Source organism: Caulobacter sp. X (assembly GCF_002742635.1).
In the GTDB taxonomy this organism is placed as follows: domain Bacteria; phylum Pseudomonadota; class Alphaproteobacteria; order Caulobacterales; family Caulobacteraceae; genus Caulobacter.
On the sequence record NZ_PEGF01000001.1, the window covers coordinates 521,810 to 548,719 of the forward strand.

Below are 26,910 nucleotides of genomic sequence, written 5' to 3' on the forward strand. Positions count from 1 at the left end.
TTAGCCCTTCATCATGCTGGCGTCGTCAACCGCGATATCGCCGCGGTTGCGGAAGAAGGTGACGAGGATGGCCAGACCCACGGCCGCCTCGGCGGCGGCCACGGTCAGAACGAACATCGCGAAGATCTGTCCCGCCACGTCGTGCAGGAAGGCCGAGAACGCCACGAGGTTCACGTTCACCGCCAGAAGGATCAGCTCGATCGACATCAGGATGACGATGATGTTCTTGCGGTTCACGAAGATGCCGAAGACGCCGATCGTGAACAGGATCGCGGCGACGACGAGATAGTGCGGAAGGCCGATCATTCGGAGATCCCCTCACCCGGCTTGATCTGGACCAGCGTCATGCCGGTCTTGGGCGTGCGGGCGACCTGCTTGCCGATGTCCTGGCGCTTGACGCCCGGCTTGTGGCGCAGGGTCAGGACGATGGCGCCGATCATGGCGACCAGCAGCACCAGGCCCGCCAGTTGGAAGAAGAAAATGTAGTCGGTGTAGAGCACGCGACCGATCGCTTCGGTGTTCGGAACGCCGCCCGGCGAAGCGTTCGGCAGGCCGTTCTTGGCGGCCGCGCCGTTGCTCGCCACCGTCGCGGCGACGAAGATCATCTCCAGCGTCAGGACGCCCCCGACCAGGCCGCCGATCGGCAGATACTGGGCGAAGCCTTGACGAAGCTCGGCGAAGTCCACGTCCAGCATCATGACGACGAACAGGAACAGCACCGCGACCGCGCCCACATAGACGACGATCAGCAGCATCGCGAGGAACTCCGCGCCCAGCAGGACGAAGAGGCCGGCGGCCGAGAAGAAGGCGGTGATCAGGAAGAGCACCGAGTGCACCGGGTTTCGGGCCGACACGACGAGAAGACCCGCCGCGATGGTCACGAAAGCCAGCAGATAGAAAGCGATCGCCTGCAAGGCCATTGGCCCAGGTGCTCCCCTGAAAACTAAAGTCCAATGGCGGCTCGCCGTGACGACGGGCCGCCTCCCAGGATTCGCCCCGTCTTTAGCGGTAGGGCGCGTCCAACTCCAGATTCTTCGCGATCAGGCGCTCCCAGCGGTCGCCGTTATCGAGAAGACGTTCCTTGTCGTAGTAGAGCTCTTCGCGGGTCTCGGTCGCGAACTCGATGTTCGGACCTTCCACGATGGCGTCCACCGGGCAGGCCTCCTGGCACAGGCCGCAGTAGATGCACTTGACCATGTCGATGTCGTAGCGGGTCGTGCGACGGCTGCCGTCCTCGCGCGGCTCGGCCTCGATCGTGATGGCCTGGGCTGGGCAAACAGCTTCACAGAGCTTGCAAGCGATGCAGCGCTCTTCGCCCGACGGATAGCGACGCAGAGCGTGCTCGCCGCGGAAGCGGGGCGACTGCGGGCCGCGCTCGTTCGGATAGATCACGGTCTTCTTCGGCGCGACCAGATACTTCATGGCCAGGCCGAAGGCGCCCGCGAAGTCCAGAAGGGCCGCGCCCTTGGCCGCTTGAGTGATGCGCTGGAACACCAGAGCTCTCCTAACACTTTTCCTTGGGAAAGGGCTTCACAGACCTCCCCTGCTCTTTCTGCTGCCGACGCATCTGCTGCTCGAGGACGCATTTCTTGGTCTTGGCGTCTTCCTTGCGGCGCGCCTCGACCTTGTCCTCCAGCGTCCGCTGCGGCGGTCGCGGAATATTCGGTCCCCAGGTCGCACAGCCGGCCAGAAGGCCGACCATCGCGATCCCGAGCAGACCCTGCCTCATTTCCCCGCCCGGGGAATGACGCAGGTGTAGTTCGACAGCTGGGCCGGATCACCGCCGTCCTGCTTGGACTGTATGACCCCGCCGTCAGCCTTGCACTTCTCGCCCGCGCGCCGCAGGTCGTCGTAACTGACGACCCCGTCGCCCAGGGAATACGAGCGGTCCGGCGCCGAGACGGCCTGACAGGCCGCCAAGGTCAGGCCGCTCAGGCCCAGGGCGATCAGCGCGCCGCGGCGCATCAAGCCCCCGGACCGAACACGCGCCAGGCGGCGACCGCGGCGACCAGCACCAGCGAGGTCGGCAGGAACACCTTCCAACCCAGGCGCATCAGCTGGTCATAGCGGTAGCGAGGCACGATCGCCTTCGCCATGGCGAACATGAAGAACCAGAAGACGATCTTGGCGTAGAACACCAGGGCCAGCAGCAGGTTGACCAGGAACGGCGGCCAGCCGGCGGTGAAGCCGATCGGGAAGCCCGGGTTCCAGCCGCCGAAGAACAGCACGCTGATCATGGCGCACATCAGGACGATGTTCGAATACTCGGCCACCATGAACAGCAGGTACGGCGTCGAACTGTACTCGACCTGATAGCCGGCCACGAGTTCGGATTCAGCTTCGGGAAGGTCGAACGGCGGACGGTTCGTCTCGGCGAGGCCCGAGATGTAAAACATGCCCATGGCCACGACCATGACCGGCAGCAGGATGATGTTCTTGAGGCCCGCGCCGCCGAACACGTTCCAGTTCCAGATCCAGCCCGACTGCTTCTCGACGATGGTCGACAGGTTCATCGAACCGGCCAGCAGGATCACCGTGATGATGATCAGGCCGATCGAGACTTCGTACGACACCATCTGCGCCGCTGAACGCAGCGCGCCCAGGAACGGATACTTCGAGTTCGAAGCCCAGCCGCCCATGATGATGCCGTAGACGCCCAGCGAGCTCATCGCCAGCAGGTAAAGGATGCCGACGTTGAGGTTCGAGACGACCCAGCCCGGCGCGAAGGGCACCACGGCCCAGCCGACGAAGCCCAGGATCAGGCTGATCAGCGGCGCCAGGATGAACACCACCTTGTCGGCGCCGGCCGGGATCACGATCTCTTTCAGCACGAACTTGAAGAAGTCGGCGAAGGACTGCAGCAGGCCGAAGGGACCCACGACGTTGGGGCCTTTGCGCATCTGGACGCCGGCCCAGATCTTGCGGTCGGCCAGCAGCAGGAAGGCCAGGCTCAGCAGAACCCAGATCACGACCAGCAGGATGCCGCCGGTCGTCAGGCCAAACCAGAGAAGCGGAGAATTCGAGCCCACGGTCTACTCCGCAGCGATCTTGGCGGCGCCGGAAGCCACGGCCGCGCATTCGGCCATGGTCACGCTGGCGCGCGCGATGGGGTTGGTCAGGTGGAAGGCCTTGATCGGGCTCTCGAACGGCGCGTCCGAGACCTCGCCCGCGCCGCCCAGGGCCCCGACGTCGAACGACGTGGCGACCGAGCCCGGCGCGTAATCGATCTGGCCGAAGGTCGGGTGGTCGGCGAACAGCTTGGCGCGCAGCTGGTCCAGGCTGTCATAGGGCAGCTTGTGGCCGAGCACCTCGGACAGCGCCCGCAGGATCGACCAGTCTTCCTTGGCCTCGCCCTTCGGGAACACGGCGCGCTTGCCCATCTGAACGCGACCTTCGAGGTTCACGTACAGGCCGTTCTTCTCGGTGTAGGCCGCGCCCGGCAGGATCACGTCGGCCTTGTGCGCGCCGGCGTCGCCGTGCGTGCCGAGATAGATCTTGAAGGCGCCCGTGGCCGAGGTTTCGCACTCGTCAGCGCCCAGCAGGAACAGGACGTCCAGAGCGCCAGGCTTCAGCATGTCGGCGGTCGACAGGCCGCCCTCGGCCGGGACGAAGCCCATGTCGAGGCCGGCGACGCGCGCGGCGGCGGTGTGCAGGACGTTCCAGCCGTTCCAACCGTCGCGGACGACCTTCATCGTCTTGGCGAGGCCGGCGGCGGCCTTCAGGATCGCCGCGCCGTCGGCGCGGGCCAGGGCGCCCTGGCCGATGATGATCGCGGGACGCTCAGCGGCCTTCAGGGCGGCGACGAAGTCATTCTTGCTCTTGGCCAGGCCCGACAGCGTCTGAGCGCCAGCGCCCAGGTAGTCGTAGCCGAAGGTCAGGTCGGCCTGCTCGCCGATCACGCCGAAGCGGGTCTTACCGGCCAGCCACTGCTTGCGGAAGCGGGCGTTCAGGACCGGGGCCTCGAGGCGCGGATTGGCGCCGACGAACAGCACCACGTCGGCGTTCTCGATGCCGGCGATGGTCGAGTTGAACAGCCAGCCTTCGCGCGGGCCGACGCCCAGCGCCGAACCGTCCTGGCGGCTGTCCAGGTTCTTCACGCCCAGCGCGGTGAAGAGGTCCTTGGTCGCCTTCAGGCTTTCGGCGTCCTGCAGGTCGCCGGCGATCACGCCGATGCGCTCCGGCTTGGCCGCCTTGATCTTGCTGGCCACGGCCGCGAAGGCCTCGGCCCAGGTCGCCGGCTTCAGCTTGCCGGCGGCGTCGCGGACATACGGACGGTCCAAGCGTTGACGCTGCAGGCCGTCGACCGCGTAGCGGGTCTTGTCCGAGATCCACTCTTCGTTGACGTCATCGTTGACGCGCGGCAGCACGCGCAGGACAGCGGCGCCGCGGGCGTCGACGCGGATCGACGAGCCCAGGGCGTCCATGACGTCGATGCTCTCGGTCTTCTTCAGTTCCCACGGACGGGCTTCGAAGGCGTAGGGCTTGCTGGTCAGGGCGCCGACCGGACAAAGGTCGATCACGTTGGCGCTGAGCTCCGACGTCACCGCCGCGCCCAGATAGGTCGTGATTTCAACGTCTTCGCCGCGCGAGATCAGACCGATTTCCGGCGAGCCGGCGACTTCGGTGATGAAGCGGACGCAGCGCGTGCACTGGATGCAGCGCGTCATCACGGTCTTGATCAGCGGGCCCATCGACTTTTCTTCGACGGCGCGCTTGTTCTCTTCATAGCGGCTGTCGTCGCGGCCATAGCCCATGGCCTGGTCTTGCAGGTCGCACTCGCCGCCCTGGTCGCAGATCGGGCAATCCAGCGGGTGGTTGATGAGCAGGAACTCCATCACCCCTTCGCGGGCCTTCTTGACCATCGGAGTCTTGGTGAAGATCTCCTGGCCCTCGGCGGCCGGCAGGGCGCACGAGGCCTGCGGCTTCGGCGGGCCGGGCTTCACCTCGACGAGGCACATCCGGCAGTTGCCGGCGATGGACAGGCGTTCGTGGTAGCAGAAGCGCGGGATTTCCTCGCCGGCCAGTTCCGCGACCTGCAGAACCGTCATGCCGGGTTCGAACTCGACTTCGACGCCGTTGACCTTGGCGATAGCCATTCTTGTTACTCCGCCGCGATCAGCTTGGCGCCCTGCACGTGCAGGCGACCGCTACGATAGGAAGCGATCCGCTCCTCCACCTCGTGGCGGAAGTGGCGGAACAGACCCTGGATCGGCCAGGCGGCCGCGTCGCCCAGGGCGCAGATGGTGTGACCCTCGACCTGGGTCGTGACGTCCAGCAGGGTGTCGATCTCCTTCGGATCGGCCTCGCCGGTCGCCATGCGCTCCATGACGCGCCACATCCAGCCGGTGCCTTCGCGGCACGGCGTGCACTGGCCGCAGCTCTCGTGCTTGTAGAAGTACGACAGGCGAGCGATGGCGCGGACGAGATCGGTCGACTTGTCCAGGACGATGACGGCCGCGGTGCCGAGACCCGAGCGCAGGTTGCGCAGGGCGTCAAAGTCCATCGGCAGGTCTTCGCACTGCTCGGCCGGGATCATCGGCACGGACGAGCCGCCCGGGATGACGGCCTTCAGGTTACCCCAGCCGCCCCGGATGCCGCCGCAATGATCCTCGATCAGCTGGCGGAACGGGATGCTCATCGCCTCTTCGACGTTGCAGGGCAGGTTCACGTGGCCCGAGACGCAGAAGAGCTTGGTGCCGGCGTTGTTCGGACGGCCGAAACCGGCGAACCAGGCCGCGCCGCGACGCAGGATCGTGCCCGCGACGGCGATCGACTCGACGTTGTTGACCGTGGTCGGCATGCCGTAGAGGCCAGCGCCCGCCGGGAACGGCGGCTTCAGGCGCGGCTGGCCCTTCTTGCCTTCCAGGCTTTCCAGCAGGGCCGTCTCTTCGCCGCAGATATAGGCGCCGGCGCCGTGGTGGACGTAGAGGTCGAAGTCCCAGCCGTGGACGTTGTTCTTGCCGATCAGCTTGGCCTCGTAGGCCTGCTTGATCGCCGCTTCCAGGCGCTCGCGCTCGAAGACGTACTCGCCGCGGATGTAGATGTAGCAGGCGTGGGCCAGCATCGCGCGCGAGGCGATCAGGCAGCCCTCGATCAGGAGATGCGGGTCATGCCGCATGATCTCCCGGTCCTTGCAGGTGCCCGGTTCCGATTCGTCGGCGTTGACCACCAGGTAGTGAGGACGACCTTCCTTCACTTCCTTGGGCATGAACGACCACTTCAGGCCGGTCGAGAAACCGGCGCCGCCCCGGCCGCGCAGGCCGGAGTTCTTCATGTTGTCGATGATCCAGTCGCGCCCGGCGTCCAGGATGTCCTTGGTGCCATTCCAGCAGCCGCGCTTCTTCGCGCCCTCGAGGCCCCAATCCTGGAGACCGTAGAGGTTCGTGAAGATGCGGTCCTTGTCTTCGAGGATACCGACCATGACTCAGCTTTGCGGATCGAATGGATGGGCGCGCACATAGCGCGTCCGACGGAGGATGACATAGGCGAAAAGCGACCAACCCACGCCAATCGTGACGAGGCCGGCCCAAGCCGCCCAAAACGGAGCGTTCTCGACGGATCGGCCCCAGATCAGGAGCAGCGCGCCGAGAAGGCAAGCCAGGAGGCCCAGGCCGCGCTCGCGGCGGCCCACGCTCTTGACCGTGTTGAAATAGGCCGTCCGGCGAGCGTCGAGAGCGTTGTCGGTCACGACGCGCCCTCCTCGCCCTTGGTCGCGCGCATCCAGCCCAGGATGAACCAGACGTGCGAGCCCAGACCGGCGACGATCGCGCCCAGGAAGACCAGCCGCAGCCAGTCGATCCGGAGCGACACCGCGCCATAGATCGAGACGCCGGCCAGCACGAAGCACACCGCGTTGATGACGAGCATCGCGGTCAGGCGCTTCTTCTGGAGGGCGGCGTCAGCGGTCATGTCAGGCGGCCGGCTCCGACTTGGCCTTCGAAGCCTTCGGCTTCTCGGGCAGGTTCGGGATCTTGATCTTCTTGGCGGCCGAGCCGTCGTACAGCTTCGGATCCGTCAGGGTCTGGATCTTGCCCTTCGGCTCCGACGCCACGCGGCCGTCATAGCTGCCGGGCTTGGGCGACTTGCCAGCGGCGAAGTCGTCGAGGATCTGGGCCAGGCTCTCCGGCGTCAGGTCCTCGTAGTAGTAGTCGTTGATCGCGGCCATCGGGGCGTTGCAGCACGCGCCCAGGCACTCGACCTCTTCCCAGCTAAACTTGCCGTCGGCAGAGACGTGGTTGGCCTCGCCGATCTTGTCCTTCAGCACGGCCTTGAGGTCCAGCGCGCCGCGCAGCTGGCACGGCGTGGTGCCGCACAGCTGGACGAAGGCGACCTTGCCGACCGGTTGCAGCTGGAACATCACGTAGAAGGTGGCGACTTCCAGCACGCGGATGACCGGCATCTCGAGCTGCTTGGCGATCTCCTGGATCGCGGGCTCGGACACCCAGCCTTCCTGCTTCTGGGCCAGCCACAGCATTGGGATCACCGCCGACTGCTTGCGGGCGGCGGGATACTTGGCTTTCCACCAGTCGGCCTTGGCCTGGCTTTCCTTCGAGAAGGCGAAGCTGGCGGGCTGTTCTTTAGCGAGACGACGGACGCTCATCGGGCGAAATCCACGCGGGCGATCTTGTCGCCCTTGAAGGTGTAGATGGCGGCGACCTGGAACGGCGCATCGCCGTTGCCGCGGTCGACATGCTCGTGGTCGATCACGTTGGATCCGACCACGATGCGGTTCAGCAGCGTCGCCTTGTTCTTGGGAAACTCGGCGAAGGTCTTGGCGTAGAAGGCGCGATAGGCGTCTATGCCCGTCCGCGCGACATCGCCGTTCAGACCCGCCACGACGACGTCGTCGGCGAAGTGGGCGCAATGCGCGTCCAGGTCCTGGGCGTTGTAGGCGTCGAGCTGCGCCTGGGCGATGGCTTCCAGGCTCACCGGTCGACCTCGCCGAACACGATGTCGAGCGAGCCTAGAATGGCCGAGACGTCGGCCAGCTGGTGGCCGCGATTCATCCAGTCCATCGCCGCCAGGTGCGAGAAGCCCGGGGCCTTGATCTTGCAGCGGTACGGCTTGTTGGTGCCGTTGCTGACGACGTAGACGCCGAACTCGCCCTTGGGCGCTTCGACGGCCGCGTAGACCTCGCCCTCGGGCGTCTTGAAGCCCTCGGTGTAGAGCTTGAAATGGTGGATCAGAGCTTCCATCGAGCGCTTCATCTCGGCGCGACGGGGCGGGCTGACCTTGTTGTCCTCGCTCAGGACCGGACCCGGCGTGCCGCGCAGCATGGCGACCGCCTGCAGGATGATCTTGGTGGACTCACGCATTTCCTGCATGCGGCAGAGATAGCGATCATAGCAGTCGCCGTTCTTGCCCAGCGGGATGTCGAACTCGAACTCGTTGTAGTTCTCGTAAGGCTGGTTGCGGCGCAGGTCCCAGGCGATGCCCGAGCCACGCACCATCACGCCGGAGAAGCCCCAGGCCCAGGCGTCTTCCTTGCTGACCACGCCGATATCGACGTTGCGCTGCTTGAAGATGCGGTTGTCGGTGATCAGGCCCTCGATGTCGTCGCAGATCTTGGGGAAAGCCTTCGCCCAGGTCTCGATGTCGTCGATCAGCTCGGGCGTCAGATCTTGGTGGACGCCGCCCGGACGGAAATAGTTGGCGTGCAGACGAGCGCCGCAGGCGCGCTCGTAGAAGATCATCAGCTTCTCGCGCTCCTCGAAGCCCCAGAGCGGCGGCGTCAGGGCGCCGACGTCCATGGCCTGGGTCGTCACGTTCAGCAGGTGATTGAGGATGCGGCCGATCTCGCAGAACAGCACGCGCACGATCTGGCCGCGACGCGGAACCTCGACGCCCAGCAGCTTCTCGATGGCCAGGCAGAACGCATGCTCCTGGTTCATCGGCGCCACATAGTCGAGGCGGTCGAAGTACGGGATGTTCTGCAGATAGGTGCGCGCTTCCATCAGCTTCTCGGTGCCGCGGTGCAGCAGGCCGATGTGCGGATCGACGCGTTCGACGATTTCGCCGTCCAGCTCCAGCACCAGGCGCAGCACGCCGTGCGCGGCCGGGTGCTGCGGGCCGAAGTTGATGTTGAACTTGCGGACGGGCGTCTCCGGGATGGCCGGAGCGGTCGGTTCGTCGCGGAAGAAGTCGGTGGATGCCGCCGGAGCGTTCGTACCAGTCATGGCCCTATGCCTTCTCCGCCTTCTCGTCGCCCGGCAGGGCGTACTTGGCGCCTTCCCACGGAGACAGGAAATCGAAAGCGCGGAACTCGGTGATCTTCACGGGTTCGTAGACGACGCGCTTGAGCTCGTCGTCGTAGCGGACCTCCACATAACCGGTCATGGGGAAGTCCTTCCGCAGCGGATGGCCGTGGAAGCCGTAGTCGGTCAGGATCCGGCGCAGGTCGGGGTGCCCTTCGAAGAACACGCCGTACATGTCGAACGCTTCGCGCTCGAACCAGTCCGCGACCGGGAAAACCGGCGTGGCGCTCGGGACGGCCGTATCCTCGTCGGTCTGGACCTTCAGGCGGATGCGAACGTTCTTCACCATCGACAGCAGGTGATAGACCACGTCGAAACGGCGCTCGCGCTCCGGATAGTCAACCGCCGTCAGGTCCACCAGCTGGTGGAAGCGGCAGTCCGGATGATCACGCAGGAACTCCAGCGCCTGGACGACGCGATGGGCCGGGCCCAGCACGGTCAGCTCGCCAAACGCCACGTGATAGGCGGTGACAGCGCCGGCGCTGTTGGCGACGATCGCCTGACCCAGCGCTTCCAGCGGCGAGACCGCCGTTTCGGTCGAAACCTCGTCGCTCATCGCTCGATCGTCCCCGTACGACGAATCTTCTTTTGCAGCTGCAGCACGCCGTAGACCAGCGCCTCGGCCGTCGGCGGGCAGCCCGGCACGTAGATGTCGATCGGCACGACGCGGTCGCAGCCGCGCACGACGCTGTAGCTATAATAGTAGTAGCCGCCGCCATTGGCGCAGCTGCCCATCGAGATGACGTAACGGGGCTCTGGCATCTGGTCGTAGACCTTGCGCAGGGCCGGAGCCATCTTGTTGGTCAGGGTGCCGGCGACGATCATCACGTCCGACTGACGCGGGCTGGCGCGCGGCGCGAAGCCGTAACGCTCCAGGTCGTAGCGCGGCATGGCCGAGTGCATCATCTCGACGGCGCAGCAGGCCAGGCCGAACGTCATCCACATCAGCGAGCCCGTGCGAGCCCAGGTGATCAGGTCGTCGGCGGCGGCCGTGATGAAGCCCTTGTCGGCCAGTTGCTGCGACACGCCGTCGAAGAACGGGTCATGCAGCTTGGGGTCATAGCCCTCGACCGTCGCACGGCCAGCCGCGTTGGCGGGAACGATCACTCCCATTCGAGGGCGCCCTTCTTCCATTCGTAGATAAAGCCAACGGTCAGGACGCCGAGGAAGGCCATCATCGACCAGAAGGCGAACTGGGCCACGTCATGCGGCAGCTTCATCAGCGTGACCGCCCACGGGAACAGGAACGCGACTTCCAGGTCAAAGATGATGAACAGGATCGACACCAGGTAGAACCGAACGTCGAACTTCATGCGCGCGTCGTCGAAGGCGTTGAAGCCGCATTCGTACGCGGAGAGCTTTTCCGGGTCCGGCGCCTTGGGCGCGAGCACGGCCGCGGCCAGGATGAAGACGATCCCGATGGCCGCCGCGATCCCTAGGAAGATCACGATCGGCAGGTACTGAAGAAGGAAGGCGGTCATGACGGGCCTTGGCTTGAATCGAGCGGGTTGTAGCCCAGTGTCGCAACGGCTTCAAACACCCCGGAACACATTGAGAAACGATCGCAACTAGAGCTCGTTTACCTAACGGTGGTTCACCAATGTCTGGACGCCCATTCCTTGCCCGCAAAGGCCGGCGCGCGCGCCCTGCCCTCTATTTAAACCAGCGAAACACAAAGCTCTCCACACGCCATTTGTCGCTTCTTCGATATGGCCGTTGACACGAGTCTTCGAGCGACATATCAGACGCGCCTCGCCGATCGGCGGGTCGCACTTTCGCTCCGGCGAAGGGATATGCGGATGTAGCTCAGTTGGTTAGAGCGCCGGCCTGTCACGCCGGAGGTCGCGGGTTCGAGCCCCGTCATTCGCGCCACCCCTTCATAGGTGGTATGCCTCCCTCCTTTCGGTCTACGGACGACCGTCGCGCTTTGGCGCACGACGCGGATGTAGCTCAGTTGGTTAGAGCGCCGGCCTGTCACGCCGGAGGTCGCGGGTTCGAGCCCCGTCATTCGCGCCACCGTCCAGTGGCTCCCACGACATAGAGAACCATTTCCGCAACGCCTTGAGTTGCGGACTTTACGCGCCATCTAGCGGTAATGGCCGCTTATCCCCGCTTCTCCGTCCTCGACCTGGCTCCCGTTCCGCAAGGGACCAATGTCGGGGAAGCCCTCCACAATAGCCTGGACCTGGCCCAACACGCAGAGCGCCTCGGATTCCATCGCTACTGGCTGGCCGAACACCACAACATGCCAGGCATCGCCAGCGCGGCGACGGCCGTCGTCATCGGTCACGTGGCTGGCGGCACCTCGACGATTCGCGTCGGCTCCGGCGGCGTCATGCTGCCCAACCACGCCCCGTTGATGGTCGCCGAGCAGTTCGGCACCCTGAACGCGCTCTATCCGGGGCGCATCGATCTAGGATTGGGCCGGGCTCCCGGCACGGATCAGGCGACCATGCGCGCGCTGCGCCGCTACGCCGGCGCGGTCGATTCCTTCGCCCAGGACGTCGTCGAGCTGCAGCACTGGTTCAAGCCGGCGACGGCGGACCAGGGCGTTCGCGCCGTTCCCGGGGAAGGCCAGGATGTGCCGATCTGGATTCTCGGGTCATCGACCTGGGGCGCGCAGCTCGCCGCCGCCCTGGGCCTGCCCTACGCCTTCGCCGCCCACTTCGCGCCGGACGCCCTCTTGGACGCCCTCCTCCTCTATCGCCGCCACTTCAAGCCGTCGGAAACCTTGGACAAGCCCTACGCCATGGTCTGCATCGGCGTCTGCGCCGCCGACACCGACAAGGAGGCCGCCCGTCTGGCGACCTCGACCCAGCAGCAGTTCCTGGCGCTGCGCCGCGGTCGTCCGGGTCTGCTGCCGCCGCCCGTGGACGACATCCGCGAGCACGCCTCGCCGGCGGAACTGGCGGGCCTCGACCACACCTTCCAGTATTCCGCCATCGGCTCGCCCGAGACGGTGAGACGCAAGATCGACCAGGTCCTGGACATGACCGGCGCGGATGAACTGATGGCGGCGTCGCAGATCTACGACCACGGCGCGCGCAAGCACAGCTACGAGATCCTGGCGGGGCTGCGATCCGCCTAGTGGTTGCGCAGGTGCGATAGGCCGCCAAAGGCGCTGCGGCCCGTCAGTCCGCCATAGATGAAGCACAGCTGGCGGAAGACCGCGTCCCATCCGTGCCGCTCCATGGCGCGCCGGCGCGCGGCGGCGCCCACGGCGGCGAGGTCGCGAGCGAACAGCGCCTCGATAGCTTCGGCGAAGGCGCCCGGCTCTGAACGGACAGCCAGCTCCCCGACGGCCCCATCGACCGATTCCGCCACGCCGCCCGCGGCGACGCCGACAACGGGAAGCCCACAAGCCATGGCTTCCAGGACGATCAGCCCAAAAGGCTCATTGTCGTTGGCATGCACGAAGGCGTCGCAACTGGCCAAGATGCCCGCCAACTCGGCTGGGTCGCGCACATAGTCCAGGCTCAAGGCCCGATCGCTGATCGGCGCGCCGCCGCCGGCGCCGACGAACAGCAGCTTGTAGGGGACGCCCAGCCGCTCGACCGCGCCGACCAGGACATCCAGGCGCTTCTCCCGCGCCGGTCGTCCGGCGAAGACCAGCAGCTTCTCGTCCGGGGCGAGGCCCAGCCGCCGACGCAGCGCGTCGCGATCCGCGCGGCTGGGGTGGAACAGTTCGGTATCGACGCCCAACGGCAGACCGATGGCGTTGTGCACGCCAGCCTCGATCAAACGTCCCGCGATGAACCGGCTGGGCGCCACGGCCTGATCGAACTGACGATAGACGGCGGCCCAGCGCTTCTGGACCGGCTTCTCGGCCCATTCTCCGATGTGCAACGCCGCCAGTTTGCCAAGATCGGTGTGACAGAAGCCGACCACGGGCACGCCCAGCGCGTCGCCGGCCCTCAAGGCCGCCAGACCCGGCGTATAGGGATCGCCCGCCTCGATGATATCCGGCCGCTGGCGGATCAACCGCTCCATCCAGGCGGCCTTCACCACCGGCCAGCGATAGCCGGCCCCGAACGGCAGCGGCGCCGCGTAGATCGAGACCCGTCCATTGCCGTCGTAAGAGTCCCGCGCCCCAGGGACGACCAGCGTATGGCGAACGGCGGGCCTGTTGGCCGCCAGCCATGCGCGCTTGGACGAGAGATACCGCCGAACCCCACCGCTGCGCGGCGCGTAGAGCATGGTCGTGTCGACCAGACGGACAGTGTCGAGCGGCGGATCGATCTCGGCGGAAAAGCTACCCAGGCCGAGCGGCCGATCCGTTCTCGTATCCGTCACGCCGAATCCTCATCGTTACGCCAGGCCTCCCCATTCGGCCCCGGATCGATAAAGCTTTTGCGACAGCTAGGGTTCCTCGCCGTCCCCGGACGATTTCCGAGTAACGCCGCGACGTCCTAGCGCTTCGCGTAGCAATACCTCGACTTGCGCGTTCACGCTACGCAACTCGGACGCCGCCAGTCGCTCGATCGCCGACAGGATCTCGGGGCTGACGCGCATCAGAAACGCGCGCCGCCCCCCCTTGGCGTCATTTTGGCCGCTCGCCACGTCAGCCGTAGAGCGTGCCGGTGTTGACCACGGGCTGGGCCTCGCGGTCGGCGCAGAGCACCACCAGCAGGTTGGAAACCATCGAGGCGCGGCGCTCGTCATCCAGGGAGACGACGCCCCGCTCGCTCAACTGACCCAGCGCGCTTTCGACCATGTCGACCGCGCCGGCGACGATGGTCCGACGAGCGGCCAGCACCGCCTCGGCCTGCTGACGCTTCAGCATCGAGCCGGCGATCTCCGGCGCATAGGCCAAATGCATCAGGTGCGCTTCATCGATCGCGACGCCGGCGACGGCCGTTCTTTGCTGCAGATCCTTGCGCAGGCGATCACCCACCTCTTCAGCGTCCGCCCGCAGGGTAGGTTCGCCCTCCTCGGCGTGATCGTAGGCGTAATGCGAGGCGACCTCGCGCAAGCCCGTCTCGATCTGGATGTTCACGAAAGCGGCGTAGTCATCGACGTCGAACAGCGCCTGGCCCGAGTCATTGACCCGCCAGACGATGTTGGCCGCGATCTCGATCGGGTTGCCGCGCTTGTCGTTCACCTTCAGCGTCTCGCTGGTCACGTTGCGCACCCGGAGGCTGATCTTCTTGCGGCCATACCAGGGCAGGATCCAGCGCAGGCCGGTCGCACGGTCCGTGCCCACATACGAGCCAAACAGCGTGATGGCGTAGGCTTCGTTCGGCTGCAGCGAATAGAAGCCGCACGACACCAGGATCGCGAGGGTCACCAGCGCCGCGCCAGATAGGGTGAAGAGCGCGCCGCCACCGTCGCGCGCCTGAAGCAGCAGCCAGGTTCCGAGCCCCAAAAGCAAGGGCGCGGCCAGCAGCGCGACGCCTCCGTTCACGCCGGCGTACGGCCGTTCGTTGGTCGGGTTGATGGTCCGGGTCTCAGACATGACGCACCTCCAGCGTTGCGATCAAAATGATATCACTTTGATCGCGGAGTCCAAGCGAAAGCGTGACCTTGGATCAAACGCCCGATGCTTTGGCTCTGAAGGGAATGGTGGGCAGTGAGGGGATCGAACCCCCGACCCTCTCGGTGTAAACGAGACGCTCTACCGCTGAGCTAACTGCCCTCTGGAACCTGGCTGGCAGGCTCAATCTTCTGACGCTTAAGAGCGCGTTCGAGCGGTTTGCCCGCTCACACCTAAACTTGACGCGCCCTAAGGCCGCCGCTTCTAGCGGGCGCGCGCCTTCGGGCAAAGCCCGAAATACGAAAGGCGGAACGTCAGCCCCCGCGACGCCCCGCCTCCCTTAAGCGGAAACTGGATCAACCGTTCAGAGACGACTTCAGGCCTTCGCCGACCTGGAAACGCGCGGTCTTCGACGCGGGACGGTTCACCGTCTCGCCCGTCCGCGGATTTCGCGCGGTGCCCGCGGCGCGGGTCACGGCCTTGAACGTGCCGAAACCGACCAGGCGCACGTCCTGGCCCGACTTGAGAGAGTCGGTGACGGCGTCGATGAAGGCTTCCAGCGCGTCTTTGGCTTGGTTCTTGTTGATGCCCGCCTTCTCGGCGATCGCCGTGACGAGTTCGGCTTTTGTGGTCATGTTTTTCTCCCAGCCTGAGCGGCGACGTGTTTTCGCTTACGGCGCTGCGCTCGCCAGGGATTATGGCGGTAGAAAATGCCTCGTCAAACGAGAGCGGCGCGGGAAACTCCCGCGCCGCATAAGTTATCATCAATAAGTTACGCTTAGTGCGTCAGGATGGCGTCGCTGTCGCCCTCATCCTTCTTCGCAGACGCAGCAATCGGCTCCTCGGCCTCGTTCCATTCGACAGGCGTGAGCGGACCGGTCAGGGCGTGCTTGAGCACTTCGTCGACCGTCGAGACCGGGATGATCTCCAGGCCGTCCTTGACGCTCTGAGGCACGTCCACGAGGTCCTTCTCGTTCTCCTGAGGGATCAGCACGGTCTTCACGCCGGAGCGCAGAGCCGCCAGCAGCTTCTCCTTCAGGCCGCCGATGGCGGTGACCCGGCCGCGCAGAGTGATCTCGCCGGTCATGGCGATATCCTTGCGGATCGGGATGCCGGTCAGCACCGAGACCATGGCCAGGGCCATGGCGATACCGGCCGACGGACCGTCCTTGGGCGTGGCGCCGTCCGGCACGTGGATGTGCACGTCGGTTTTCTCGAAGACCGGCGGCTTGACGCCGAACTGCAGCGCCCGCGAGCGGACGTAGCTGTTGGCCGCCGCGATCGACTCCTTCATCACGTCCTTGAGATTGCCGGTGATCTGCATGCGACCCTTGCCCGGCATCTTCACGGCTTCGATGGTCAGGATGTCGCCGCCGAATTCCGTCCACGCCAGACCGGTGACGATGCCGACCTGGTCGACCTCGTCGGTCTCGCCATAGCGGTACTTCTTGACGCCCGCGTACTTGGCCAGACGCTCGTCGTCGATCGTGATCGAGGCCAGCTTTTCGCGGGCCAGGTCACGGACCGTCTTGCGCGCCAGGGCGCCCAGCTCCCGCTCCAACGACCGCACGCCGGCTTCCCGGGTGTAGTAGCGGATCAGGTCGCGGATCGCCTTGTCCGGCACGATGAACTCGGCCGGCTTCAAGCCGTGATCCTTGGCCAGCTTCGGCAGGATGTGCCGCTTGGCGATCTCCAGCTTCTCATCCTCGGTGTAGCCAGGGATGCGAATGATCTCCATGCGGTCCAGCAGCGGCTGGGGCATGTTCAGGCTGTTGGCCGTCGTGACGAACATCACCTGCGACAGGTCGTAGTCGACCTCCAGGTAGTGGTCGCCGAACGTCGAGTTCTGCGACGGATCGAGCACTTCCAGCAGCGCCGAGGCGGGATCCCCGCGATAGTCGCTGCCCATCTTGTCGATCTCGTCCAGCAGGACGAAGGCGTTCGTGGTCTTGGCCTTCTTCATCGACTGGATGACCTTGCCGGGCATCGAGCCGATGTAGGTGCGGCGGTGACCGCGGATCTCGGCCTCGTCGCGCACGCCGCCGAGGCTCATGCGCACGAACTCACGGCCGGTCGCCTTGGCCAGCGACTTGCCCAGCGAGGTCTTGCCGACGCCGGGAGGACCAACGAGGCACAGGATCGGCCCCTTCAGCGAATTGGTCCGCGCCTGGACGGCCAAGTACTCAAGGATCCGTTCCTTGACCTTCTCCAGACCGTAGTGATCGGCGTCGAGGATTTCCTCGGCCTCATTCAGGTCGATCTTCTTGGTCTTGGCCTTGCCCCATGGGATCGACAGCAGCCAGTCCAGATAGTTCCGGACCACCGTGCTCTCGGCCGACATCGGGCTCATGTTGCGCAGCTTCTTCAGCTCGCCCTCGGCCTTGGTCCGGGCTTCCTTCGAAAGCTTGGTCTTCTTGATGCGCTTTTCGAGGTCGATCAGCTCGTCGCGAGCGTCATCCGGATCGCCCAGCTCGCGCTGGATCGCCTTCATCTGCTCGTTCAGATAGTACTCGCGCTGGGTCTTCTCCATCTGGCGCTTCACGCGCGAGCGGATCTTCTTCTCGACCTGCAGCACCGAGATCTCGCCTTCCATGAGGGCGAAGACCTTTTCCAGGCGCTTCACGACGTCGAAGATCTCCAGCAGGTTCTGCTTGTCGCCGATCTTGACGGAGAGGTGCGCGGCGATGCTGTCGGCCAGCTTGCCCGGCTCGGCGATCTGCGGGATCGACGCGAGCGCTTCCGGCGGCACCTTCTTGTTCAGCTTGACGTAGTTTTCGAACTGCTCGACGACCGCGCGCGACAGGGCCTCGGCCTCGGGGCCCGCGCCTTCGTCCTCGCTGACTTCACCGATCTGGGCTTCGTAATAGGCCTCCTGGTCGGTGAACTTCACGACGGCCGCGCGGGCCTTGCCCTCGACCAGCACCTTCACAGTGCCGTCGGGCAGTTTCAGCAGTTGCAGGACGGTGGCCAGCACGCCGACGTCGAAGATGTCGCCCGGCGCCGGATCATCATCCGCCGAGTTCTTCTGCGTCACGAGCAGGATCTGCTTGTCGCCGCGCATCACTTCCTCGAGGGCGCGCACGGATTTGTCGCGGCCCACGAAGAGCGGCACCACCATGTGCGGGAAAACAACGATGTCCCGCAGCGGCAAGACAGGAAGCGTACGTAGTTCGGACATGTGCTCAATACTCCCGGCCGCGGCGGGGGAAGCGCCTTGGCCATGCGGGCCGCCGTCACGTCAGACGATGCGCCTGAGTCGATCGGCCCGTCCGCCCTGGACTGGGCGGAATGTCGTTATTTATGTGGACGTTTTACAACAGGGTTCAAGCGCACTCGCCTCACAGCGGCGAGAGGTCGCGCATGTCCGGTCAAGTTGAAACGGGCATGCCCCTTGTGAACGGCCGCGGGGCGAGTTCATCCAAGATCTGGACTTTAAAGCGCTTTCTCTCGCCTCACGAGGCTGTGGCGCCCACGCCTCAGCGTCGGGACAACGCTATGCCCCAAAGCGGGTTATCCACGAAAAAGGGCGCGCCTCCACAGGGAAGACGCGCCCTCGATCTCAGGAAACGGGCGATCAGGCCGAGGCCGCGCCGCCCTTCTTCTCCGCGTAGATCAGCAGCGGCTGAGCCCGGCCTTCGACGACCTCGGCGTTGACCACCACTTCCTCGACGCCCTCGTAGTTGGGCAGCTCGAACATGGTCTCCAGCAGGATGCCTTCCATGATCGAACGCAGGCCCCGCGCGCCGGTCTTGCGGGCGATGGCCTTCTTGGCGACCTGGTGCAGGGCGTCGTCGGTGAAGGTCAGGCCGATGTTCTCCATCTCGAACAGGCGCTGGTACTGCTTGACGAAGGCGTTCTTCGGCTCGGTCAGGATCTTGACCAGGGCGGCCTCATCGAGGTCCTCCAGGGTCGCGACCACCGGCAGACGACCGATGAATTCCGGGATCAGGCCGAAGCGCTGCAGGTCGTCCGGCTCGACGTTGCGCAGGATCTCGCCCGTGCGACGCTCTTCCGGATCGGTCACCTTGGCGCCGAAGCCGATCGACTTGGCCGCGCCGCGCGCCGAGATGATCTTCTCGAGCCCGGCGAAGGCGCCGCCGCAGATGAACAGGATGTTCGTCGTGTCGACCTGCAGGAACTCCTGCTGCGGATGCTTGCGCCCGCCTTGCGGCGGTACGGAGGCGACGGTGCCTTCCATGATCTTCAGCAGGGCCTGCTGCACGCCTTCGCCCGACACGTCGCGAGTGATCGAGGGGTTGTCGGACTTGCGGCTGATCTTGTCGATTTCGTCGATGTAGACGATGCCGCGCTGGGCGCGCTCGACGTTGTAGTCGGCGGCTTGCAGCAGCTTCAGCACGATGTTCTCGACATCCTCGCCGACGTAACCGGCCTCGGTCAGAGTCGTGGCGTCGGCCATCGTGAACGGCACGTCGATGATTCGAGCCAGGGTCTGGGCCAGCAGGGTCTTACCCGTGCCGGTCGGACCGACCAGCAGGATGTTCGACTTGGCCAGTTCGACGTCGTTGTTCTTCGACGCGTGGTTGAGGCGCTTGTAGTGATTGTGGACGGCGACCGCGAGGACCTTCTTCGCGTGGCCTTGCCCGATCACGTAATCGTCCAGGACTTCGCAGATCTCGCGCGGCGTCGGCACGCCGTCCTTGGACTTCACGAAGGCGATCTTGTGCTCTTCGCGGATGATGTCCATGCAGAGCTCGACGCATTCATCACAAATGAACACCGTCGGTCCCGCGATGAGCTTGCGCACCTCATGTTGGCTCTTTCCGCAGAAAGAACAGTAGAGAGTGCTTTTCGTGTCGCCGCTCGCGGCTTTCGTCATGATCGCTTCTCACACTATGGCGACATACGGCTTAACGCCGAGACGCCCCTCCGAGCGCATAAGCCGCCACCGAAGCAGCCAGGATATACGCCGGGAGTTGTCTAATCCTTGACATTCCCCGATCCGGGCGCGCTTCACAAGCCTTGCCAGCGCCTTTCCCGCCTCAAACGCGTCAACGCGCCGGATCGTGTCATGACCTCGCCATCTAAATTGGGCGATTGGCGCTCGGGTGCAAGCGCTGCGCGACTTGGCCCTTACCGCCATCCCTCGAAGCCCTTATTACGAGGACTGGAATCGTGTGGAACCGGCGCGCGTCTCGCGACGGCATGGAAGGTCGATGGCCAAGCGTTCGTTGATGTCGAAGGGGCTGAGCGCCTCGCGCCCGATGACCGGCGAAATGGGTCATGAGCGCGCGCTGGTCGCCTTTGACTTCGACGGCACCCTGACGGTCAAGGACAGCTTCAACGCGTTCCTGAAGTGGCGCGCCGGGCCCCGGCGATGGACGCGCGGCGTGCTGCGCCTGACCCCCGCCCTGCTGACCTATGTGTTCGACCGCAACCGCGGAAAACTCAAGGCTGCGGCGGTTCGCGAGTTCCTGAAGGGCGCGACGGTCGCCGAGATCGAAGCCGACGCCCGCGCCTTCGCCCAGGCCTTCGCGCCGTCCATGCTGCGCCCTGACGCCGTGGCTGTCTGGCGCGCCTGGCGAGCCAAGGGCGCGCGGATCGCGATCGTCACCGCCTCGCCGGAAATCACCGTGGCCCCGTTCGCCCGAGGCCTCGGCGCCGACGTCCTGATCGGCACGCGGCTGACCTGTTCGGAGGATGGCCGGATCCTGGGCGGGCTCGACGGCGCCAACTGCCGCGCCAAGGAAAAGGTCGTCCGCTTGCGAGAGGTCTTCGGCCCCGACGTGCATCTGACGGCGGCCTATGGCGACACCTCGGGCGACACCGAAATGCTCGCGATCGCCGAGGAGAAGGGCTACCGGATCTTCCGGGGCAAGCCGGTCACCTGAGCGGATTAGCCGCACCCTCCGGACAAGAAAAAAGCCGCCGATCGGATGACCGGCGGCTCTTTCTTTAGCTGAGCAGCGCCCTATTCGGCGCCGGCCTCGGCCGCTTCACGGCTGTCGTAGACGTGGTCGACCAGGCCCCAGGCCTTGGCTTCGTCGGCGCTCATGAAGTGGTCGCGGTCCAGCGTGCGCTCGACCTCTTCATAGGTCCGGCCGCAGTGCTTGACGTAGATTTCGTTCAGGCGACGCTTGGTCTTGATGATGTCCTCGGCGTGACGCTCGATGTCCGAGGCCTGGCCGCGGAAACCGCCCGACGGCTGGTGCACCATGATGCGGGCGTTGGGCAAGCTGATGCGCTGGCCGGCGGCGCCGGCGGCGAGCAGCAGGCTGCCCATCGAGGCGGCCATGCCCATGCACACCGTCGAGACCGGACTCTTGATGTATTGCATGGTGTCGTAGATTGCGAGGCCCGCCGTCACCACGCCGCCCGGCGAGTTGATGTACATGGCGATTTCCTTCTTGGGGTTCTCGGACTCCAGGAAGAGAAGCTGCGCGCAGATCAGGCTGGCCATGCCGTCTTCGACCGGACCGGTCAGGAAGATGATCCGCTCCTTCAGCAGCCGCGAGAAGATGTCGAACGCGCGCTCGCCGCGGCTGGTCTGCTCGACCACCATCGGCACGAGGTTCATGGCCGTCGAAACCGGATCGTACATCATGGGGCATCACCCTTTTCGTGTGTCTTGGTCGCGCAAGAACGAATCAGCCTCAGCGCGCCGTCGACAACGCATATCGCGTGGCGCTTAACAGGTTGCAAGGCGCGGGCGAAAACCTCCGGACATGAAAAAAGGCGCGGCCCTTTCGAACCGCGCCTCGTTTCACAAGCCTTCGCCGGCGATTAGCCGCCGTAGCCTTCCGGCAGGTCGTCTTCTTCCAGGAGCTCGTCCTTGGAGACTTCCTTTTCCTCGACCTTGGCCTTGCCGAAGATCAGGTCGACGACCTTGTCCTCGTAGATCGGGGCGCGCAGGGCGGCCTGCAGGTCGGCGCGCTGGCGGTACATGTCGAACACCTGCTGGGCTTGCGCGCCGTACTGGCGAGCTTCGCGCATGATGGCGTCGGTCAGTTCCTGGTCGGTGACGACCACGTCGTTCTTGCGGCCGATCTCGGCCAGCACCAGACCCAGGCGCACGCGGCGCTCGGCGATCTTGCGGTATTCCGACTGCAGCTGGTCGTCCGACTTCTCGGCGTCTTCCGGCGGCAGACCGCCGCGGGCCTTGTCCGCCTCGACCTGTTGCCAGATGCCGGCGAACTCGGCTTCGACCATGCGCGGCGGCAGCGGGAAGTCGTGCTTGGTGTCCAGAACGTCCAGCAGGGCGCGCTTCAGCTTGAAGCGCGAGGAGTTGTCGTAGCGGCCCGACAGGTTCGAGCGCAGCAGTTCCTTCAGGGCGGCCAGGTCCGACAGACCCAGGCGCTTGGCCAGCTCGTCGTCGGCCTTGCCGTCGACCGGAGCGCGGACTTCCTGAACCTTGGTGGCGAACTCGGCGTCCTTACCGGCCAGGTCCTTGGCTTGGTATTCTTCCGGGAACTTCACCTTCACGACGATTTCGTCGCCCGGCTTGGCGCCGACCAGCTGGTCTTCGAAGCCCGGGATGAACTGGCCCGAACCCAGGACCAACTCGGCGCCCTCGGCCTTGCCGCCGGCGAACTCGACGCCGTCGATCGTGCCGACGAAGTCGATCAGCAGCTGATCGCCATCCTTGGCCTTCACGGTCTTGCCCGTGCGCGGCTCGTAGGTGCGGGCCTGCTTGGCCAGCTCGTCCAGGGCCTCGTCGACTTCGGTGTCCGTGACCTTGTAGACCGGCTTCACCAGCTCGATCGAGGCCGGGTCGATCGGCTCGAACTCCGGCATCACTTCAACGGCCAGTTCGAAGGCGAGGTCTTCGCCGCCGGCGATGACCTTTTCCATGTCCGACGACGGGTTCAGCTCGGGCTGACCAGCGGGACGCAGCTTGTTCTCCTCGAGGACCTTCTGGGTCGTCTCGTTCAGCGCCTGCTCGATGACTTCACCCATCAGGGCCTTGCCATACATGCGGCGGACGTGGGCCGTCGGCACCTTGCCGGGACGGAAGCCCTTCACGTTCATCTGCGGGGCGACTTCGGCGATCCGCGCATCCAGACGCGTGGCCAGTTCACTCGCGGGCACCGTGACGCCAAAAACGCGGCTGAGGCCTTCGCCCGACTTTTCAACGATCTGCATCGACATTCTTAATTTTCGGGTCGGGGCGCCGGGCGCCCGAGCTCCGCCCTGGGGTCCAAAAGATCGACGCCGCCCGCGAGGACCGGGGCGGCGAAAGAGCGCCCTTATGTCACGACGTGCGCGAGCATCCAAGAGCGGCGGCGATAAAACTCACACGGGCCCGAAAGCCCGGTGAGAAGAGTGGTGCGGATGAGAGGACTCGAACCTCCACGCCTCGCGGCGCTGGAACCTAAATCCAGTGCGTCTACCAGTTTCGCCACATCCGCGTTCGGTGGGGATTACGGACTTGGAGCGCGCGGCGCAAGTCCGCTCAGCGTTTCGCGTAAAGCTCGGCCAGAACGGCGGGCGCCAGTCCAGGGAGATCCTCCGCGATTAGGCCCGGCCCGTGGCGCGCGCCGCATGCGGCGTGGATCCAGGCGCCGGCGCAGGCGGCCTCGAAGCTCTCCATGCCCTGGGTGATCAGGCCGCCGATGAAACCGGCCAGCACGTCGCCCGAGCCCGCGGTCGCCAGCCAAGGCGCTCCGTTCAGCAGGACGGACGCCCGGCCGTCCGGCGCCGCCACCACCGTATCCGGCCCCTTCAGGAGCACCACCGCGCCAGCCCGTCGAGACGCTTCGCGCGCCGCCGTGATCCGCTCCGGCGACTTGGCCAACAGCCCCGGGAACACCCGCTCGAACTCTCCCGGATGCGGCGTCAGAACATCGTCGCGATCCAGGCAGGCGAACAGATCTTCCGGATCATAACGGAAGCTGGTCAGCGCGTCGGCGTCCACGACCATCGCCGCGCCGGTGCGGGCCAAGGCCTGCAGATTGCGCGCCGTCGCCTCGCCGACACCGGCGGCCGGTCCGATGATCACCGTGTCCGCCTCCTCGGCCGCCATGGCGAGCTCGGCGTCGGACTCGAACGGCGCCAGCATGATCGCCTCCAGGTGCGCCGCATTCACAGCCAGCGCGCCTGGCGGCGACAGCACCGTTACAGCGCCCGCGCCGATCCGCAGTCCGCCGCGCGCCGAAAGTCGGGCCGCGCCTGTGCTCCAGGCTTCGCCGCTGACGACCTTCAGCCGTCCCCGGCTATGCTTGTGGGCGTCGAAGGCCGGCCAGGGAAAGCGCGGGAGCCAGAGTTCAGGGTCGTTCTCGAACAGATCAATAGAGTCGACCGTCTCCAGCCCGATATCCGCCAGCACGATCTCGCCGCAGGCCGCCCGCCCCTCGGCCAGGACGTGAGCGGGCTTTCGACGATGGAAGGTCACCGTGGTCTCGGCGCGGAAGGCGACGCCGCCCAGCGCTCGCCCCGTGTCACCATGGACGCCAGAGGGCGTATCGACCGCCACGACGTGGATCCTGACCTCTTGCGCGGCCCGCGCGAGCTCGGCGACCTGCCCCTCAAGCGGCCGCGAGAGCCCCGCGCCAAACAGCGCGTCTATGTAAAGATGTCCGGGCTCGAGCCGCACCGACAGCGGTCGAACCTCGCCCTTCCAGCGCGAAGCGGCCCATCGCGCGGCCTCGGTCGCCGGAGGATAGGCCGCTTCCACCACGACGGGCCATCCTCGACGCTTCAGGTGACGGGCCGCGACATAGCCATCGCCGCCGTTGTCGCCCGGTCCGCACCACACAACGATCGGGCGCCGCGCATACCGATCTCGGATCGCGGTAGCGACCGCTTCGCCCGCGCGCTCCATCAGCACCTGGGTCGGCGTACCATTCGAGACGGCGGCGCGGTCGGCCGCGGCCATCTGGGCGACGGTCAGAATCTCTCGCGCCACGGCGACTCCTTCAAAGCACTTGGCTCTGAGCTTCGCGCCCTTTCTCCGCCAGGATCAAGCGGCCCTCCTTCACGCGGAAAACCGACCGGGAGCAGTGATCCGGGCGAAAGGCCACGACGCGCGGGTCTTCCATCGCGGTCGCGACCGCAGCGTTCAAGGCGACGAAATGGCTGAACACCGCCTTTCCTTGGTGATCCGTTAGCGCTCTCGCCACGCTTTGCGCCCAGGCCGCGTAGTCTAGATCGCCGACGACCTCGGTCCAAAGCCCCCCGAAGGCCTGTCGAAGCCATTCGGGTCGTTCGGCGGCGGACAGGGCTGCGGGGGTCGGGATTTCGCCCACCCGCGGATCGATCTCGACCTCCACGCCCAGGGCCTCGGCCAAGGGCGCTGCGGTTTCGCGGCACCGCCGCAGAGGCGATGACACCACGCGGTCCGGCCTTTCCCCTATCGGCAGCGCCATGATCTCGCGGGCGACCGCCCTCGCCTGCTCCAGGCCTACCGCGTCCAGACCCGGATCGTCATCGGATCCGCCCCAGGTCGACGCGGGCTTGCCATGACGGATGACGTGAATGAGGCCCATGCGCTCAGTCCGGCGTGAAGAGGTTGCGAACGCCGTCCGGATGCGGCCCGACCTGTCCCGTTCGGCCGACGCCTTCCCGCATCTCCAGGTCCTTCAACACGGCTGGGTCGTCCGGCGTCTGGGCGACAAAGCGGCGATCCTGGGCGTCTCGGCCGATCACGATGCCCATGCGAACGCCTTCGCGGCCATGCACGACCGTGTAGGTCTCGATCCGCGCCCGCCCCTCCGGCTTCTCCACGATCTCGGGATGGGGCAAGGCGTCGATCTGGGCCTGGATCACGGACGGCGCCTGCCGCTCCCAGCGACCTTCGACGGGTTTGGTCGAATAGATCCCGACGGACTGCTTGGTCAGGAACCAGCCATTGGCGGTCGACAGGCCATAGGCGCCCGGCCGCTCTCGCAGCCGGGTCACCATCTCGGCGATCGCGTGAAGGGCGTAGTTGTTTCCAGGACCGCCGAAATACGGCAGGCCGCCGGTCACGGTGAGCCCTCTCGGATCGTCCAGCGCCAGGCCCAGTTCCTCGGCCCCGATCCGCACGGCCGACGGGAAACAGGAATAGAGATCGATCAACGACAGCTCCGCCGCCGTGATCCCGGCCATTTCGAAGGCCCGCTCTCCGGTCAGGCGCATGGCGGGGCTGGAATGGTAATTCTGCCGCTCCAGCGGATACCAGAGATCCGATGCGTCGGCGCAGCCGTGCAGGAAGACCCACTTATCCTGAGGGACGCCCAGCTCCCTGGCCTTGCGGACGCTGGCGATCAGGACAGCGGCGGACTGGTCCACCTCCATGATGGCGTTGAGGTACTTCGGATAAGGGAACCCGACCATGCGGTTGCGGTCCGTGACCGTGACCAGTTCCTCGGCCGAGCGCTCCACCGGGAACCAAGCATAGGGATTTGCGGCGGCCACCTTGGTGAAGGGCGCGAAAAAGGCGCCCAACGCCTTCTGGTGGTCTTCGATCGAGCGGCCGTCCCGGGCCCGCAGCGCGTTCTCGAACAGCGGGTAGGTGTTGACCGGATAGCCCAGCCCGTGAGCCGCCTCCTGTGGCGTCACGCCCGGGCGAGGGTCGCCGATCCGCTGGGGCTTGCTGTCGATGTCGTCGGCCCAGCCGTCAAAACCAAGGCCGGCCTTCATCCGCTTCATCAGCGAGCCCAGAAACTCCGCGCCGCTGACGAGCGCCAGTTGCGACTCCCCGCGGGCGATCCGTTCGCAGACGATGTTGACCGCTTGCTGAGGGCTGTTCCCCCCTGTCTCGGTATAAACGCTCCAGGCTGGCGAGGCGGAAACGGCGCGGGCGAGCGAGCCCGGCGGGTCGCTCAACCTGGGCAACGGTAGCTTAGACAACCCTCCAGGAGCGTCGATGCTGAACGCCACGACCGCCAATGCGTCCAGATCGGCAAGAACAGACCCCTTCAGCCCGGCATCGAGCGCGGCGCGTTCCGCCGCAACTTTCAGCAGTTCGAGAGGCGGCGGCGAATTTCCCGCATCTCCGCGATACGTGAATTGGCCCGCGCCGATCAAAACCGGCGTGTCGTCGCGCATTTCCGCCCCCATTCAAACGATCGTTGGAGGCGATCCTAGGCGCGAAACCGCTCGTCGCAAGCTCATTTGGACGGCATTCCGCGAATGCACCAAAAAGCGGCGCCTTCAGCGTAATTTTTGAACAGGCGCTCGCAAGTCAACCGTTCGGTCAGTTTTGTCGACAGCACTCGCTTGCGGCCCCGAGGGCGCCGTGATGGT

General features: G+C 65.7%; 28 protein-coding genes and 4 tRNA genes. 4 read left to right on the plus strand and 28 right to left on the minus strand.

The window, feature by feature from the left end:
• The 16 genes from nuoK to CSW60_RS02330 all read right to left on the minus strand — a co-directional run bounded on the left by nuoK (position 1) and on the right by CSW60_RS02330 (position 10,735).
• Positions 1-306, minus strand: a complete 306-nt coding sequence (gene nuoK / locus CSW60_RS02255; protein WP_099535720.1) for an NADH-quinone oxidoreductase subunit NuoK — start codon at positions 304-306, stop codon at positions 1-3.
• Positions 303-920, minus strand: coding sequence for an NADH-quinone oxidoreductase subunit J (locus tag CSW60_RS02260; protein WP_099535721.1), 618 nt, complete (start codon positions 918-920; stop codon positions 303-305). Before CSW60_RS02260 ends, nuoK begins: the two co-directional genes overlap by 4 nt.
• An 82-nt stretch (positions 921-1,002) precedes the next feature.
• Positions 1,003-1,494: an NADH-quinone oxidoreductase subunit NuoI gene (gene nuoI / locus CSW60_RS02265; protein WP_099535722.1), complete on the minus strand. Its 492-nt coding sequence runs from the start codon at positions 1,492-1,494 to the stop codon at positions 1,003-1,005.
• A gap of 10 nt (positions 1,495-1,504) precedes the next feature.
• Complete coding sequence (locus CSW60_RS02270) at positions 1,505-1,729, minus strand: hypothetical protein (RefSeq protein ID WP_099535723.1); 225 nt, start codon at positions 1,727-1,729, stop codon at positions 1,505-1,507.
• Complete coding sequence (locus CSW60_RS02275; protein ID WP_099535724.1) at positions 1,726-1,965, minus strand: hypothetical protein; 240 nt, start codon at positions 1,963-1,965, stop codon at positions 1,726-1,728. Before CSW60_RS02275 ends, CSW60_RS02270 begins: the two co-directional genes overlap by 4 nt.
• Positions 1,965-3,029: an NADH-quinone oxidoreductase subunit NuoH gene (gene nuoH, locus CSW60_RS02280; protein WP_099535725.1), complete on the minus strand. Its 1,065-nt coding sequence runs from the start codon at positions 3,027-3,029 to the stop codon at positions 1,965-1,967. The genes CSW60_RS02275 and nuoH overlap by 1 nt, the downstream gene beginning before the upstream one ends.
• A 3-nt stretch (positions 3,030-3,032) precedes the next feature.
• Positions 3,033-5,096, minus strand: coding sequence for an NADH-quinone oxidoreductase subunit NuoG (gene nuoG / locus CSW60_RS02285; protein ID WP_099535726.1), 2,064 nt, complete (start codon positions 5,094-5,096; stop codon positions 3,033-3,035).
• A 5-nt stretch (positions 5,097-5,101) separates the two neighbouring features.
• Positions 5,102-6,421: an NADH-quinone oxidoreductase subunit NuoF gene (nuoF, locus tag CSW60_RS02290; RefSeq protein ID WP_099535727.1), complete on the minus strand. Its 1,320-nt coding sequence runs from the start codon at positions 6,419-6,421 to the stop codon at positions 5,102-5,104.
• Positions 6,422-6,424: 3 nt separating this feature from the next.
• Positions 6,425-6,688 carry a hypothetical protein gene (locus CSW60_RS02295; RefSeq protein WP_099535728.1) on the minus strand — a complete coding sequence of 88 codons (264 nt, stop codon included), beginning with the start codon at positions 6,686-6,688 and terminating at the stop codon, positions 6,425-6,427.
• Positions 6,685-6,909 carry a hypothetical protein gene (locus CSW60_RS02300; protein WP_099442831.1) on the minus strand — a complete coding sequence of 75 codons (225 nt, stop codon included), beginning with the start codon at positions 6,907-6,909 and terminating at the stop codon, positions 6,685-6,687. The genes CSW60_RS02295 and CSW60_RS02300 overlap by 4 nt, the downstream gene beginning before the upstream one ends.
• Position 6,910: 1 nt before the next feature.
• On the minus strand, positions 6,911-7,600 hold the full coding sequence (gene nuoE / locus CSW60_RS02305; RefSeq protein ID WP_099535729.1) for an NADH-quinone oxidoreductase subunit NuoE: 690 nt from the start codon (positions 7,598-7,600) through the stop codon (positions 6,911-6,913).
• Positions 7,597-7,929 (minus strand): nuclear transport factor 2 family protein, encoded by a 333-nt coding sequence (locus tag CSW60_RS02310; protein ID WP_099535730.1) that lies wholly within the window; start codon positions 7,927-7,929, stop codon positions 7,597-7,599. The genes nuoE and CSW60_RS02310 overlap by 4 nt, the downstream gene beginning before the upstream one ends.
• On the minus strand, positions 7,926-9,176 hold the full coding sequence (locus CSW60_RS02315) for an NADH-quinone oxidoreductase subunit D (RefSeq protein WP_099535731.1): 1,251 nt from the start codon (positions 9,174-9,176) through the stop codon (positions 7,926-7,928). Before CSW60_RS02315 ends, CSW60_RS02310 begins: the two co-directional genes overlap by 4 nt.
• A 4-nt stretch (positions 9,177-9,180) precedes the next feature.
• Positions 9,181-9,810, minus strand: coding sequence for an NADH-quinone oxidoreductase subunit C (locus CSW60_RS02320; protein WP_099535732.1), 630 nt, complete (start codon positions 9,808-9,810; stop codon positions 9,181-9,183).
• On the minus strand, positions 9,807-10,388 hold the full coding sequence (locus CSW60_RS02325; RefSeq protein ID WP_099535733.1) for an NADH-quinone oxidoreductase subunit B family protein: 582 nt from the start codon (positions 10,386-10,388) through the stop codon (positions 9,807-9,809). Before CSW60_RS02325 ends, CSW60_RS02320 begins: the two co-directional genes overlap by 4 nt.
• A complete protein-coding gene (locus tag CSW60_RS02330; RefSeq protein WP_066683466.1) occupies positions 10,358-10,735 on the minus strand; it encodes an NADH-quinone oxidoreductase subunit A in 378 nt (125 codons plus the stop codon). The genes CSW60_RS02325 and CSW60_RS02330 overlap by 31 nt, the downstream gene beginning before the upstream one ends.
• A gap of 314 nt (positions 10,736-11,049) precedes the next feature.
• Between CSW60_RS02330 and CSW60_RS02335 the strand changes: the two genes are divergently transcribed.
• The 3 genes from CSW60_RS02335 to CSW60_RS02345 all read left to right on the plus strand — a co-directional run bounded on the left by CSW60_RS02335 (position 11,050) and on the right by CSW60_RS02345 (position 12,342).
• Positions 11,050-11,126, plus strand: a tRNA-Asp gene (locus CSW60_RS02335).
• A gap of 67 nt (positions 11,127-11,193) precedes the next feature.
• A tRNA-Asp gene (locus CSW60_RS02340) sits at positions 11,194-11,270 on the plus strand.
• 79 nt (positions 11,271-11,349) lie between these two features.
• Complete coding sequence (locus CSW60_RS02345) at positions 11,350-12,342, plus strand: LLM class flavin-dependent oxidoreductase (protein ID WP_099535734.1); 993 nt, start codon at positions 11,350-11,352, stop codon at positions 12,340-12,342.
• Here the strand turns inward: CSW60_RS02345 and CSW60_RS02350 are convergent.
• From CSW60_RS02350 to clpX, 6 genes are all read right to left on the minus strand, one after another.
• Positions 12,339-13,547 carry a glycosyltransferase family 1 protein gene (locus tag CSW60_RS02350; RefSeq protein WP_099535735.1) on the minus strand — a complete coding sequence of 403 codons (1,209 nt, stop codon included), beginning with the start codon at positions 13,545-13,547 and terminating at the stop codon, positions 12,339-12,341. The genes CSW60_RS02345 and CSW60_RS02350 overlap by 4 nt on opposite strands.
• A 268-nt stretch (positions 13,548-13,815) precedes the next feature.
• On the minus strand, positions 13,816-14,709 hold the full coding sequence (locus CSW60_RS02360; RefSeq protein ID WP_099535737.1) for an SPFH domain-containing protein: 894 nt from the start codon (positions 14,707-14,709) through the stop codon (positions 13,816-13,818).
• 105 nt (positions 14,710-14,814) lie between these two features.
• A tRNA-Val gene (locus CSW60_RS02365) sits at positions 14,815-14,889 on the minus strand.
• A gap of 194 nt (positions 14,890-15,083) precedes the next feature.
• Positions 15,084-15,362 (minus strand): HU family DNA-binding protein, encoded by a 279-nt coding sequence (locus tag CSW60_RS02370; RefSeq protein ID WP_013079364.1) that lies wholly within the window; start codon positions 15,360-15,362, stop codon positions 15,084-15,086.
• Between the two features lie 143 nt (positions 15,363-15,505).
• On the minus strand, positions 15,506-17,905 hold the full coding sequence (lon, locus tag CSW60_RS02375; protein ID WP_099535738.1) for an endopeptidase La: 2,400 nt from the start codon (positions 17,903-17,905) through the stop codon (positions 15,506-15,508).
• 396 nt (positions 17,906-18,301) lie between these two features.
• Complete coding sequence (gene clpX / locus CSW60_RS02380; RefSeq protein WP_004615159.1) at positions 18,302-19,564, minus strand: ATP-dependent protease ATP-binding subunit ClpX; 1,263 nt, start codon at positions 19,562-19,564, stop codon at positions 18,302-18,304.
• Between the two features lie 337 nt (positions 19,565-19,901).
• Between clpX and CSW60_RS02385 the strand changes: the two genes are divergently transcribed.
• Complete coding sequence (locus CSW60_RS02385) at positions 19,902-20,576, plus strand: HAD-IB family hydrolase (protein ID WP_099535739.1); 675 nt, start codon at positions 19,902-19,904, stop codon at positions 20,574-20,576.
• 80 nt (positions 20,577-20,656) lie between these two features.
• On the opposite strand, the gene CSW60_RS02390 is transcribed toward CSW60_RS02385, so the two are convergent.
• The 6 genes from CSW60_RS02390 to CSW60_RS02415 form a co-directional block, all read right to left on the minus strand.
• Positions 20,657-21,289: an ATP-dependent Clp protease proteolytic subunit gene (locus CSW60_RS02390; RefSeq protein WP_013079367.1), complete on the minus strand. Its 633-nt coding sequence runs from the start codon at positions 21,287-21,289 to the stop codon at positions 20,657-20,659.
• A gap of 179 nt (positions 21,290-21,468) precedes the next feature.
• The gene (tig, locus tag CSW60_RS02395) at positions 21,469-22,827 is read right to left on the minus strand and encodes a trigger factor (RefSeq protein WP_304441749.1); all 1,359 of its coding nucleotides are present in this window, start codon (positions 22,825-22,827) and stop codon (positions 21,469-21,471) included.
• 181 nt (positions 22,828-23,008) lie between these two features.
• Positions 23,009-23,093 (minus strand) — tRNA-Leu (locus CSW60_RS02400).
• Positions 23,094-23,137: 44 nt separating this feature from the next.
• Positions 23,138-24,589: an NAD(P)H-hydrate dehydratase gene (locus CSW60_RS02405; RefSeq protein ID WP_099535741.1), complete on the minus strand. Its 1,452-nt coding sequence runs from the start codon at positions 24,587-24,589 to the stop codon at positions 23,138-23,140.
• 10 nt (positions 24,590-24,599) lie between these two features.
• A complete protein-coding gene (locus CSW60_RS02410) occupies positions 24,600-25,169 on the minus strand; it encodes a histidine phosphatase family protein (protein WP_099535742.1) in 570 nt (189 codons plus the stop codon).
• A gap of 4 nt (positions 25,170-25,173) precedes the next feature.
• Positions 25,174-26,724 (minus strand): acetyl-CoA acetyltransferase, encoded by a 1,551-nt coding sequence (locus CSW60_RS02415; RefSeq protein WP_099535743.1) that lies wholly within the window; start codon positions 26,722-26,724, stop codon positions 25,174-25,176.
• Positions 26,725-26,910 lie beyond the last annotated feature (186 nt).

What these genes read in the sequence shown, in the direction of transcription:
- nuoK (WP_099535720.1), bottom strand. Translation starts at nt 306, where the DNA reads ATGATCGGCCTTCCGCACTATCTCGTCGTCGCCGCGATCCTGTTCACG.
- CSW60_RS02260 (WP_099535721.1), bottom strand. Translation starts at nt 920, where the DNA reads ATGGCCTTGCAGGCGATCGCTTTCTATCTGCTGGCTTTCGTGACCATC.
- CSW60_RS02270 (WP_099535723.1), bottom strand. Translation starts at nt 1,729, where the DNA reads ATGAGGCAGGGTCTGCTCGGGATCGCGATGGTCGGCCTTCTGGCCGGC.
- CSW60_RS02275 (WP_099535724.1), bottom strand. Translation starts at nt 1,965, where the DNA reads ATGCGCCGCGGCGCGCTGATCGCCCTGGGCCTGAGCGGCCTGACCTTG.
- nuoG (WP_099535726.1), bottom strand. Translation starts at nt 5,096, where the DNA reads ATGGCTATCGCCAAGGTCAACGGCGTCGAAGTCGAGTTCGAACCCGGC.
- nuoF (WP_099535727.1), bottom strand. Translation starts at nt 6,421, where the DNA reads ATGGTCGGTATCCTCGAAGACAAGGACCGCATCTTCACGAACCTCTAC.
- CSW60_RS02300 (WP_099442831.1), bottom strand. Translation starts at nt 6,909, where the DNA reads ATGACCGCTGACGCCGCCCTCCAGAAGAAGCGCCTGACCGCGATGCTC.
- nuoE (WP_099535729.1), bottom strand. Translation starts at nt 7,600, where the DNA reads ATGAGCGTCCGTCGTCTCGCTAAAGAACAGCCCGCCAGCTTCGCCTTC.
- CSW60_RS02315 (WP_099535731.1), bottom strand. Translation starts at nt 9,176, where the DNA reads ATGACTGGTACGAACGCTCCGGCGGCATCCACCGACTTCTTCCGCGAC.
- CSW60_RS02320 (WP_099535732.1), bottom strand. Translation starts at nt 9,810, where the DNA reads ATGAGCGACGAGGTTTCGACCGAAACGGCGGTCTCGCCGCTGGAAGCG.
- CSW60_RS02325 (WP_099535733.1), bottom strand. Translation starts at nt 10,388, where the DNA reads ATGGAAGAAGGGCGCCCTCGAATGGGAGTGATCGTTCCCGCCAACGCG.
- CSW60_RS02330 (WP_066683466.1), bottom strand. Translation starts at nt 10,735, where the DNA reads ATGACCGCCTTCCTTCTTCAGTACCTGCCGATCGTGATCTTCCTAGGG.
- CSW60_RS02345 (WP_099535734.1), top strand. Translation starts at nt 11,350, where the DNA reads ATGGCCGCTTATCCCCGCTTCTCCGTCCTCGACCTGGCTCCCGTTCCG.
- CSW60_RS02360 (WP_099535737.1), bottom strand. Translation starts at nt 14,709, where the DNA reads ATGTCTGAGACCCGGACCATCAACCCGACCAACGAACGGCCGTACGCC.
- CSW60_RS02370 (WP_013079364.1), bottom strand. Translation starts at nt 15,362, where the DNA reads ATGACCACAAAAGCCGAACTCGTCACGGCGATCGCCGAGAAGGCGGGC.
- lon (WP_099535738.1), bottom strand. Translation starts at nt 17,905, where the DNA reads ATGTCCGAACTACGTACGCTTCCTGTCTTGCCGCTGCGGGACATCGTT.
- clpX (WP_004615159.1), bottom strand. Translation starts at nt 19,564, where the DNA reads ATGACGAAAGCCGCGAGCGGCGACACGAAAAGCACTCTCTACTGTTCT.
- CSW60_RS02385 (WP_099535739.1), top strand. Translation starts at nt 19,902, where the DNA reads ATGGCCAAGCGTTCGTTGATGTCGAAGGGGCTGAGCGCCTCGCGCCCG.
- CSW60_RS02390 (WP_013079367.1), bottom strand. Translation starts at nt 21,289, where the DNA reads ATGATGTACGATCCGGTTTCGACGGCCATGAACCTCGTGCCGATGGTG.
- tig (WP_304441749.1), bottom strand. Translation starts at nt 22,827, where the DNA reads ATGCAGATCGTTGAAAAGTCGGGCGAAGGCCTCAGCCGCGTTTTTGGC.
- CSW60_RS02410 (WP_099535742.1), bottom strand. Translation starts at nt 25,169, where the DNA reads ATGGGCCTCATTCACGTCATCCGTCATGGCAAGCCCGCGTCGACCTGG.
- CSW60_RS02415 (WP_099535743.1), bottom strand. Translation starts at nt 26,724, where the DNA reads ATGGGGGCGGAAATGCGCGACGACACGCCGGTTTTGATCGGCGCGGGC.